This is a genomic window from Agromyces sp. NPDC058484 (assembly GCF_042720415.1).
Taxonomy (GTDB): domain Bacteria; phylum Actinomycetota; class Actinomycetes; order Actinomycetales; family Microbacteriaceae; genus Agromyces.
This window is the reverse complement of the sequence record NZ_JBHXMP010000016.1, coordinates 89,377-98,673: the sequence shown is the minus strand read 5'-3', so window position 1 is coordinate 98,673 and position 9,297 is coordinate 89,377. Positions and strand designations below refer to the sequence as shown.

At 69.3% G+C, this 9,297-nt stretch carries 10 protein-coding genes; 6 read left to right on the top strand and 4 right to left on the bottom strand.

Translation table 11 applies throughout. The features are described from left to right. Nucleotides 1-371: 371 nt before the first annotated feature. Together ACFWN7_RS13685 and ACFWN7_RS13680 are read right to left on the bottom strand one after the other, a co-directional pair. Nucleotides 372-800, bottom strand: a complete 429-nt coding sequence (locus tag ACFWN7_RS13685) for an ArsR/SmtB family transcription factor (RefSeq protein WP_376939368.1) — start codon at nt 798-800, stop codon at nt 372-374. Between the two features lie 119 nt (nt 801-919). Further along, nucleotides 920-1,300, bottom strand: a complete 381-nt coding sequence (locus ACFWN7_RS13680; RefSeq protein ID WP_376939367.1) for a VOC family protein — start codon at nt 1,298-1,300, stop codon at nt 920-922. 58 nt (nt 1,301-1,358) lie between these two features. On the opposite strand from ACFWN7_RS13680, the gene ACFWN7_RS13675 reads away from it, so the two are divergent. From ACFWN7_RS13675 to ACFWN7_RS13655, 5 genes are all read left to right on the top strand, one after another. Further along, nucleotides 1,359-2,483, top strand: coding sequence for an enoyl-CoA hydratase/isomerase family protein (locus ACFWN7_RS13675; protein WP_376939366.1), 1,125 nt, complete (start codon nt 1,359-1,361; stop codon nt 2,481-2,483). Between the two features lie 6 nt (nt 2,484-2,489). Continuing rightward, on the top strand, nt 2,490-4,031 hold the full coding sequence (locus ACFWN7_RS13670; RefSeq protein WP_376939373.1) for an MmgE/PrpD family protein: 1,542 nt from the start codon (nt 2,490-2,492) through the stop codon (nt 4,029-4,031). Between the two features lie 85 nt (nt 4,032-4,116). Next, entirely contained in the window at nt 4,117-5,256 is a 1,140-nt protein-coding gene (locus tag ACFWN7_RS13665; RefSeq protein WP_376939365.1) for a bifunctional 2-methylcitrate synthase/citrate synthase, read from the top strand. A 4-nt stretch (nt 5,257-5,260) separates the two neighbouring features. Beyond that, on the top strand, nt 5,261-5,917 hold the full coding sequence (locus tag ACFWN7_RS13660; RefSeq protein ID WP_376939364.1) for a dihydrofolate reductase family protein: 657 nt from the start codon (nt 5,261-5,263) through the stop codon (nt 5,915-5,917). Nucleotides 5,918-6,089: 172 nt separating this feature from the next. Next, a complete protein-coding gene (locus ACFWN7_RS13655; protein ID WP_376939363.1) occupies nt 6,090-6,671 on the top strand; it encodes a thioesterase family protein in 582 nt (193 codons plus the stop codon). Between the two features lie 74 nt (nt 6,672-6,745). Here ACFWN7_RS13655 and ACFWN7_RS13650 read toward each other — a convergent pair whose 3' ends face one another. After that, nucleotides 6,746-7,855 (bottom strand): AI-2E family transporter, encoded by a 1,110-nt coding sequence (locus ACFWN7_RS13650; protein ID WP_376939362.1) that lies wholly within the window; start codon nt 7,853-7,855, stop codon nt 6,746-6,748. Between the two features lie 73 nt (nt 7,856-7,928). Further along, a complete protein-coding gene (locus ACFWN7_RS13645; protein WP_376939361.1) occupies nt 7,929-8,447 on the bottom strand; it encodes an SRPBCC domain-containing protein in 519 nt (172 codons plus the stop codon). A gap of 80 nt (nt 8,448-8,527) precedes the next feature. Here ACFWN7_RS13645 and ACFWN7_RS13640 point away from each other — a divergent pair, with 80 nt between their 5' ends. Next, nucleotides 8,528-8,989 carry a hypothetical protein gene (locus ACFWN7_RS13640; protein ID WP_376939360.1) on the top strand — a complete coding sequence of 154 codons (462 nt, stop codon included), beginning with the start codon at nt 8,528-8,530 and terminating at the stop codon, nt 8,987-8,989. The last annotated feature ends 308 nt before the right edge of the window (nt 8,990-9,297 follow it).

Below are 9,297 nucleotides of genomic sequence, written 5' to 3'. Positions count from 1 at the left end.
TTTTCTTGCGCATTTTGCCCCCCCACCACTGAGGGGGAACTTGCACATCGAATCTTTCCGGATTTTCTTGTGCAAGTTCCCCCTCAACGACTGAGGGGGAACGTGCACATCGAATCTTTCCGGATTTTCCTGTGCTAGTTGCCCTCAATGACTGAGGGGGAACTTGCACACTGAGGGGGAACTTGCACATCGAATTGGGAAAGGAATTCTCTGCCAGGACGACCGCGCTGGCGCGGGCATGGCGGTTGGGCCGGCCATGCTGGACGGGCGGCCACGTTGAATGGGCGGCCACGATGAATGGGCGGCCACGATGAAGGGGCGGCCCGGGCCTGCCGGGTGGGGACGGGCGGCGCGGCGCGCCCGGCAAGGGCTCAGCCGCGTCGGCCCGGTTCGTCGGGTTCATCGAATCCACGCCGCCGACCACGCAGGCCCTTCCGGCCCGCACGGTGTGCGTGCGGCGACCTCGACGGGGCCGCCGGATGGATCGGCGCGCGTCGCTGGATGGTGCCGTAGCGGTGGTCCCACAGGCTGAACAGCTCGCCGACGGCATCGTCGAGACGCTCGAGGTACTCGGCGTTGAGCCGGTAGAGACGTGACTGCGGCAGTGCGCCGTCGGCCTCGACGGTGACGACTCGCTCGTCGCGGAGGATCCGCAGGTGGTGCGACACCGCCGCACGCGACACCGAGAACTCCATCGTGATGACGTCGTTGAGCACCCCTACCGGATGATCGCCGACCGCGAGCACCTCGACGATTCGCCTGCGCACGGGTTCCGCGACGATCTCGTACGGATGCATCATCGCGGCAGCCTATGCGGCGATGCGTCGAGCCGTCGCCGGTCATCCACAGGCGGCGCCGGAATGTGGCCCGACGGCAGGAGTGGTCTGTCGCGGCATCCGATGCCGCTGCTCGTGGGCCGTCACTCCTCGTCGGGCGGCGGCGCGATCGGGGCGCCGAGACGGATGCGGGTGCCGAACGGGTCGGTCACGAGCGACGTGCGCTCGCCCCACGGCTGGTCGACGGGCTTCTCCAGCACGGATGCCCCGGCCGACGCGAGCTCGCCCGTTACCCGATCGACGTCGTCGACGTAGAACCAGAGCAGCACGTTGCCGGGCGGGGGCGGCGACTCGGCCACGCCGATGCCGAGTGATGACGAGCCGACGGCGAGCGACGCGTACGTGGGTTCGCCTCCCTCCAGCGGGAAGCTGAAGGTCAGCACGCCGCCGAGAGCGTCCCGGTGGAAGGCGAGCGCCGCCTGCATGTCGGCCACCTCGAGAATCGGGAATGCGGATTCGATCATGACCCCTCCTCGAACGCGAGGCTACGCCGCCGGCACGGATGCGGCTACGGTGTGACTCGTGAGCGACCTGATCTCCGCGACCGTCGCCGATGGACTCGGCCACGTCACGCTCGATCGCCCCCGTGCGCTCAACGCACTGAACTACGAGATGATCCGCGAGCTCACCGCCGTCTTCGAGCTCTGGCGCGACGACACCGAGGTCGGAGTCGTCGTCATCGACGGGGCCGGCGAGCGGGGGTTCTCGGCCGGCGGCGACATCCGCGAGCTCTACGAGTACGCCGTGAACGGCAACGCGGGGGAGGCGCGCGAGTTCTTCCGCTCGGAGTATCGCCTCGACGCCATGATCGCCCGATACCCGAAGCCCGTCGTCGCGCTCATGGACGGCATCACCATGGGCGGCGGCATCGGGCTCGCCGGCCACGCGGCGATCCGCGTCGTCACCGAGCGATCCCGGGTCGCGATGCCCGAGACCCGCATCGGGTTCACCCCAGACGTCGGCGGCTCGTGGCTGCTCGCGAAGGCGCCCGGCGAGCTCGGCGTGCACCTCGCCCTGAACTCCCGCACGATGGATGCCGCCGATGCGATGCACGCCGGCTTCGCCGACTCGTTCGTGCCCTCCGAGCGGCTGCCGCACCTCATCCAGGCGCTCGCCGAGCGGGCCGACCCCGGCACGCCGGCCGAGATCCTGATGCTCTTCGACGAGACCCCCGGCCCGTCGACGCTGGCGCTCGCCCGCGACTGGGTCGACGCCTGCTACTCCGCACCCACGGTCGCCGAGATCATCTCGCGTCTGCGTGCGTTCGCCGACGGGCGAGCGACGGCGCCGATCGGGGATGGCGCGTCGAGCTCGTTCCCGCGGCATCCGCTCGACCCGGCAGCTCGTGCCTACGCGGCGGCCGCAGCCGACGAGCTCGTGACCCTCTCGCCGACGGCGCTCACCGTCACACTGGAGTCGGTGCGCCGTGCGCGCACGCTCCCGACCCTCGAGGCTGCGCTCGAGCAGGAGTTCCGGCTCGTCTCGTGGTTCATCGAGCAGCACGACCTTCGCGAGGGAATCCGTGCGCAGGTCATCGACAAGGACCGTTCGCCCAAGTGGAGTCCGGGCTCGCTCGAGGGGGTCGACCCGGTGCTCGCCGCGCACGTGATCGAGGCGCAGGTGCACGATCCCGTGTGGCCGGGATAGCGTTGCATCGTGAAGACCCACCATCTGCGCACCCACCGGAGTGACGAGAACCTCGTACGCGAGGGCCAGCTCGCCTGGCAGCTGGCCGGCATCGCGACCGACCCCGTCGAACTCGACGACGACGTCGTCGACATGGTCGTGAACCGTGTGATCGACAACGCCGCGGTCGCGGCCGCGTCGCTCGCGCGCAAGCCCGTCGTATCGGCGCGAAGCCAGGCTCTCGCGCATCCGGTGTCGATCAGCGGCGACGGCTCGACCGTCTTCGGCGCGGATGCCGCCCGCCGCACGTCGCCCGAATGGGCCGCGTGGGCGAACGGCGTGGCCGTGCGCGAGCTCGACTTCCACGACACCTTCCTCGCCGAGGAGTACTCGCACCCGGGCGACAACATCCCGCCGATCGTCGCGGTCGCCCAGCACCTCGCCACCGGCCGCGGCCTCGCCGGCCGCGACCTGGTGCGCGGCATCGCCACCGGCTACGAGATCCAGATCGACCTCGCGAAGGCGATCTCGCTGCACAAGCACAAGATCGACCACGTCGCCCACCTCGGACCGTCTGCCGCCGCAGGCATCGGCACACTCCTCGGCCTCGACCAGGAGACGATCTTCCAGGCCATCGGGCAGGCACTGCACACCACCACCGCCACCCGCCAGTCCCGCAAGGGCGAGATCTCCACGTGGAAGGCGCACGCTCCCGCGTTCGCGGGCAAGATGGCGGTGGAGGCGGTCGATCGGGCCATGCGCGGCGAGACCAGCCCCGTGCCGATCTACGAGGGAGAGGACGGCGTGATCGCCTGGCTTCTCGACGGCCCGGATGCCTCCTACGACGTGCCGCTGCCCGAGGAGGGCGAGGCCAAGCGCGCCATCCTCGACTCGTACACCAAGGAGCACTCGGCGGAGTACCAGGCGCAGGCGCTCATCGATCTCGCCCGCAAGCTCCATGACGAGTACCCGCTGCTCCTCGACGATCCCGACCGCATCGAGTCGATCGTCATCCACACCTCGCACCACACCCACTACGTGATCGGGTCGGGGGCGAACGACCCGCAGAAGTACGATCCGGATGCCTCACGCGAGACGCTCGACCATTCGATCCCGTACATCTTCACCGTCGCCCTGCAGGACGGAACCTGGAACCACGCCGACTCGTACTCGCCGCAGCGGGCGCACCGGCCGGAGACGATCGCGCTCTGGAAGAAGGTGTCGACCGTCGAGGACGAGGAGTGGACTCGCCGCTACCACTCGAACGACATCGCCGAGAAGGCATTCGGCGGCCGGGTCGTGATCACGCTCGCCGACGGCGGCGAGATCGTCGACGAGATCGCCGTCGCCGATGCGCATCCGCTCGGCGCCAGGCCGTTCGGTCGTGAGCAGTACGTGCAGAAGTTCCGCACGCTCGCCGAGTGGGTGCTCGAGGAGGCCGAGATCGAGCGGTTCCTCGACGTGGCGCAGCGGCTGCCCGAGCTCGGTCCCGACGAGCTCGGCGGCCTGACGTTCACGGCGGCGCCCGGAGCGCTCGTCGCCGTCGACATCCCGACCGGCCTGTTCTGAGTTCGTGGCGTCGCGCGCTGGGCGGGGGCCGTAGGCTGGGGGAGCGGTCGCGCCGCAGCGGCCGCGTCGTCACGCGAGGAGCACGATGAGCGATCAGCAGCAGGCAGCAGCGCCCGAGATCTACAAGGGGCTGGCGGGCGTGCCGGTGGACTACACCGCCATCTCGAAGGTGAACTCCGACACGAACTCGCTGCTGTATCGCGGGTACCCGGTGCAGGAGCTCGCGGCATCCGTCACGTTCGAAGAAGTCGCGTACCTGCTCTGGTACGGCGATCTCCCCGACGACGCTCAGCTCGCCGCGTTCGAGGAGCTCGAGCGCTCGCACCGCGGTCTCGACCACGACGTGAAGCGCATCGTCGACGAGCTGCCGCTCACCGCGGACCCCATGGACGTCCTCCGCACGGCGGTGAGCGTGATCGGCGCGAGCGACCCGTCGACGCCCGACGACTCGCGCGAGGCGAACCTCGACAAGGCGATCCGCCTGTTCGCGAAACTGCCGTCGATCGTCACCTACGACCAACGCCGCCGGCGCGAGCTCGACTTCATCGAGCCCCGCGCCGACCTCGGCTACTCGGCGAACTTCCTCTGGCAGGCGTTCGGCGAGGCGCCCGAGCTCGCGGTGGTGAACGCGTTCGACGTATCGATGATCCTCTACGCCGAACACTCGTTCAACGCCTCCACGTTCACCGCGCGCGTGATCACGAGCACCCTCTCCGACCTGTACTCCGCGGTCGTCGGCGCGATCGGCGCGCTCAAGGGCCCGCTGCACGGCGGTGCGAACGAGGCGGTCATGCACGCCTTCGACGAGATCGGCACCGCGGATGCCGCGGCCGCATGGCTCGACGCGGCGCTCGCCGAGAAGCGCAAGATCATGGGGTTCGGACACCGCGTGTACAAGCACGGCGACTCGCGGGTGCCGACCATGCGCGATGCGCTCGAGCGCATGGTCGAGCACTACGACCGACCCGACCTGCTCGAGCTGTACGTCGCGCTCGAACAGGCGATGGCCGACCGCAAGGGCATCAAGCCGAACCTCGACTACCCGACCGGGCCGGCCTACCACCTGATGGGCTTCGACACCGAGACCTTCACACCGCTCTTCGTGGCCAGCCGGGTCACCGGCTGGACCGCGCACATCATGGAGCAGCTCGCGTCGAACGCACTCATCCGACCGCTCTCGGTGTACGACGGTCCCGACGAGCGACACGTGCCCGCGAGGGCATGACGCCATGTCGAACGTATTCCTCGAGATGACGATGACGCTCGACGGCTTCACGGCCGGGCCGGGCGTGAGCCTGGAGCATCCGCTCGGCATCGGGGGCGAGCGCGTGCACGCTTGGCTGTCCGACATCGCGGCGGCCGAGTTCGAGCTCGGCCCGCCGCATCCGGGTTACGGTGCCGAAGGGGCGATGGATGCCGCGCCCGACGAGGTCGACCGCAGCGCCGCCGCGCGCATGTTCGAGATGACCGGGGCGTTCGTGCTCGGACGCCGGACCTTCGACGTCGGCGCAGGCCCGTGGGGCGACGACGGGGCATTCGAGGGGCGTCCATGCTTCGTGGTGACGAGCCGGTCGCGCGAGCCGGTCGAGCGGGGCGGCTCCCGTTTCGAGTTCGTGACCGACGGGGTCGCCGAGGCGATCGTGCGGGCGAGGGCGGCCGCGAGCGCGGCATCCGTCTGCATCCTCGGCGGCGCGGAGGTCGCGCGGCAGGCCCTCGTGTCGGGTCTGGTCGACGAGGTGCGACTGCATCTCGTGCCGGTGCTGCTCGGCGGAGGCACACGACCCTTCCCCGATTCGGCGCCGCGACCGATCGAGCTCGAGCCGCTCGCCGTCGAGCAGGGCGCGCTCGCCACCCACGTGCGGTATCGCGTGCTGCGCCCGGCCTGACCGCCGCTGGTCGAGGAACAGCCGACGAAGGAGGCCGCGTACCGAGACCCGGCACCGCTCGGCGGCGGCACGCACGGTTGCCCACAACGTGCGCGCGCGGCATCCGCCCGCTCCTGTGGCGACCCGCCAACGATGGAGAACCGACCATGATTCCGTCATACAGTCGTGAACCATGCACATGTTCTTCCGCACGCTGCTGCACGTGCTCTTCCTCGCGCGCCGCAAGCCCGACCTCGGCCACCGCGACGTCGCGCGCACGAACTTCATCACGCTGCCGACCGACCTCGACATCAACCGGCACATGAACAACGGCGTGTACTTCTCGATCATGGATGTCGCGCGGTTCGACATGCTCGTGCGCAACGGCGTCTGGAGGATGATGCGCGACAGGGGCTGGTACCCGGTCGTCGCGAGCGAGACGATCACGTTCCGCAAGTCGCTCTCGCTGTGGGAGCGGTTCACGATCGAGTCGAAGCTCGTCGGCCACGACGACAAGGCCGTGTACATGGAGCAGCGGTTCGTGCGCCCTTCGACACGCTCAGGGAACGGCGCCGGCGGCGAGCCCGAGATCTTCGCGCAGGGCTTCATCCGTGCGCGGTTCCTGCGCAGGTCGGGCGGCACGGTGCCGATGTCCGAGATCGTCGAGGCGCTCGGCATCACCGACGCGCATGGCATCCCCGAATGGCTCGAGCGGTGGGGCACGGATGTCGCGCTGCCCGCGACGCGCGCCGAGGCGCCGTCGGTCTGGCGCTGAGTTCCCTGAGCTTGTCGAGCTGAGTTCCCTGAGCTTGTCGAAGGGAGACCCGCTTCGACGAGCTCAGCGACCGGTCACGACAGCGCCTTCTTCGGCACGACGACCTCCTTGATGATGAGCAGGATGCCGGCCGCGACCGGGATGGCGACGAGCGCGCCCGGCAGGCCCGCGAGCGTGCCGCCCGCGAGCGCGGCGATGAGCACGATCGAGCCGGGCACCTGCACGGCTTTGCTCATCACCTTCGGGGTGAGGATGTAGGCCTCGACCTGCATGTAGACGAGCATCGCGACCAGCACGATCACCGCCGACACCGGCGAGACGAAGAGCGAGAGCAGCGTCATCACGATCGTCGTCAGCACCGTGCCGATGAGGGGGATGAGCGTGATGAAGAACGCCGCGACCGAGATCACGAGCGCGAACGGCACCCCTACGAGCGACAGCAGGATGAGGCTGTACACGGCGTTGAAGAACGCGAGGATGACCATGCCGCTGAGGTAGCGGCCGACGTTCTGCATGATGCGCTCGGCGTACCCGACCACGCGTTCGCGGTGCGAGGCGGCGATGAGGGTGTAGATCGCCGCCTTCGAGGCGTCGAGCGTCGCGGTGAAGTAGATCGTCAGGATGAAGATGAAGAACGCGCTCGAGATCCCGCCGACGATCGCGACGCCGATGTTGAGCGCCCCGCCGCCGACCGTGGCCCAGAAGCTCGGATCGCTGAGCGTGTCGGTGACCCACGCGTAGATCGTGCCGAGGACCCCGCCGGTGCCCGAAACCGCCTCCTGGTACCACTCCTGCGACTGCAGGTTGGCGAGCATGTCCGGCAGCGACTGCACGAACGTCACCGCCTGCCCGATCACGAGCGGGAGCACGAGCCAGAGCATCCCGGCGATCACGAGCACGAACAGCACGATCACCGTGACGATCGCGAGGCCCCGCTTCATGCCCCGGCGCTGGAACCAGCGCACGAGCGGATCGAGGCCGAGGGTGATGAAGACCGCCGCGAACACCGAGAACACGACGCCCGAGATGCTGAGGATCGCCGAGACGATCCCGATCGCGACGATCACCCCGAGGGCCGCGATGAACGCCCATCTGAACGGATGATTCGCCATCAGGTCGGCCGCGCGGGCCCGCCGAGTCGCGTTCGGGCCGGCCTCCCGGGCGCGTCGCTCGATGCTCTTCACGGCGTCAGTCTAGGGGCGACGGATGCCGCGACCGGGCCCCGGCGCGCGGGGCGCCGCGTGCCCGGCGCGCGAGTCAGTGCCGCGCGGCGTCGGGAACGCTGAGCTCCTTGTAGTGCTCGGAGAACTCGGGGTAGTACAGCTCCCATGCGGGCAGCTCCCGCCCCGCGCGGGCGGCGGCGAGCCGGTCGAGGTAGAAGTCCCAGCCGGGACCCATCGTCGCGGCATCCGCCGGGTTCGCGAGTCGCTGGCCGAGCGTGAGCGTGGTCATGCCGCCGCCCTCGACGAGATGGCAGAACACGCGCACGCCGTCGGGACCGGGACCGGAGTCGGCCAGGAACCGGTGCGGCGGCGCGCACTCGAGGATGCTCACGTTCTGCCATTCGGCTTCCGCGCCCTCCGCCGCGGTCATGCGGAATCGCACGCCGCCGGTCTCGGGCCGCCCGGTGTAGGTGCCGATCCACGCCTGCATCGCCGTGGGGTTCGTGAGGCTGAACCAGACGTCCTCGATCGGCGAACGGAACAGGCGATCGAACTGCAGGTAGAGCCCGTCAGGCTTCAACGTGTAGTGGCCGGTCGGTTTCGCGGTCATCATCGCCCCCTGCTCGTCGTCTCCTCAGGCTAATGCGGTCGGGTGCCTATCTCTAGAGCGAGGGCGCTCACTAGAGTGGCGACATGGGGTCCAAGGGGAGCGCGCCGCGCGCACGGCGGGGTCAGGGTCACGCGCAGAGCCGGAGTCAGGCGCAGAGTCGGGCGCACGGCCAGGCGGGGAGCCAGCCGCAGGGTCAGGCGCGGGCACACGAGGAGACGCTGAACCTCACGCAGGGCAAGTCCGGGCTCTGGGGTGCGCTCGCGGGCCTCATCGTCGCGGCGCTCATCGCGGTGCCGCTGTCGGCGGCGTTCGCGTTCGCGACGCATCCGGCCTCGCAGCAGCTGTTCGCCGGCCGTCTCGAAACGGCGACGCAGGGTGGATACGTCGCATTCTGGTGGATCGTCACCCTGCTGCTCATCGCGCTGCCGTTCCTCGTGGGGTTCGGCGTCGCGAAGCTGTCGATACGCTCGCTCACGATCGTGGGCGCGATCGTCGCGCTGTTCGTGATCGCGATCCTCGTGCTGGGTCAGATGTTCGTGTTCTGAGCTCCGGCGCCGACGGGCGGGCGGGCGGGCTCGTCGGTCGCGAGTCGGGGTGAGTTCGTCGGCTCTTCTGACGGTGGGTGATCGGGGCGTACGGCTCCTGAGAACAAGGACACCGTCCCGCAAGAGCGTCCTTGTTCTGGGGGCATGCCGTCCCGGATTCTTGGGTCCCTGGCCTGTCGAATGACCCATGACATGAGTTCCCCTTCAGTGACATGCCAGTTCCCCCTCAATTGAGGCGGAACTGGCACGAGCGGATGCGGAGATCTGCCCGGGCAGCCTGGTGAGCGTGGCCGTGCCGCCGTGCCGTG

Excerpts from the sequence above, each read along its gene's own strand:
- ACFWN7_RS13665 (WP_376939365.1), top strand. The coding sequence starts at position 4,117 with ATGAGCGATCAGCAGCAGGCAGCAGCGCCCGAGATCTACAAGGGGCTG.
- ACFWN7_RS13655 (WP_376939363.1), top strand. The coding sequence starts at position 6,090 with ATGCACATGTTCTTCCGCACGCTGCTGCACGTGCTCTTCCTCGCGCGC.
- ACFWN7_RS13645 (WP_376939361.1), bottom strand. The coding sequence starts at position 8,447 with ATGATGACCGCGAAACCGACCGGCCACTACACGTTGAAGCCTGACGGG.
- ACFWN7_RS13680 (WP_376939367.1), bottom strand. The coding sequence starts at position 1,300 with ATGATCGAATCCGCATTCCCGATTCTCGAGGTGGCCGACATGCAGGCG.
- ACFWN7_RS13660 (WP_376939364.1), top strand. The coding sequence starts at position 5,261 with ATGTCGAACGTATTCCTCGAGATGACGATGACGCTCGACGGCTTCACG.
- ACFWN7_RS13640 (WP_376939360.1), top strand. The coding sequence starts at position 8,528 with ATGGGGTCCAAGGGGAGCGCGCCGCGCGCACGGCGGGGTCAGGGTCAC.
- ACFWN7_RS13685 (WP_376939368.1), bottom strand. The coding sequence starts at position 800 with ATGATGCATCCGTACGAGATCGTCGCGGAACCCGTGCGCAGGCGAATC.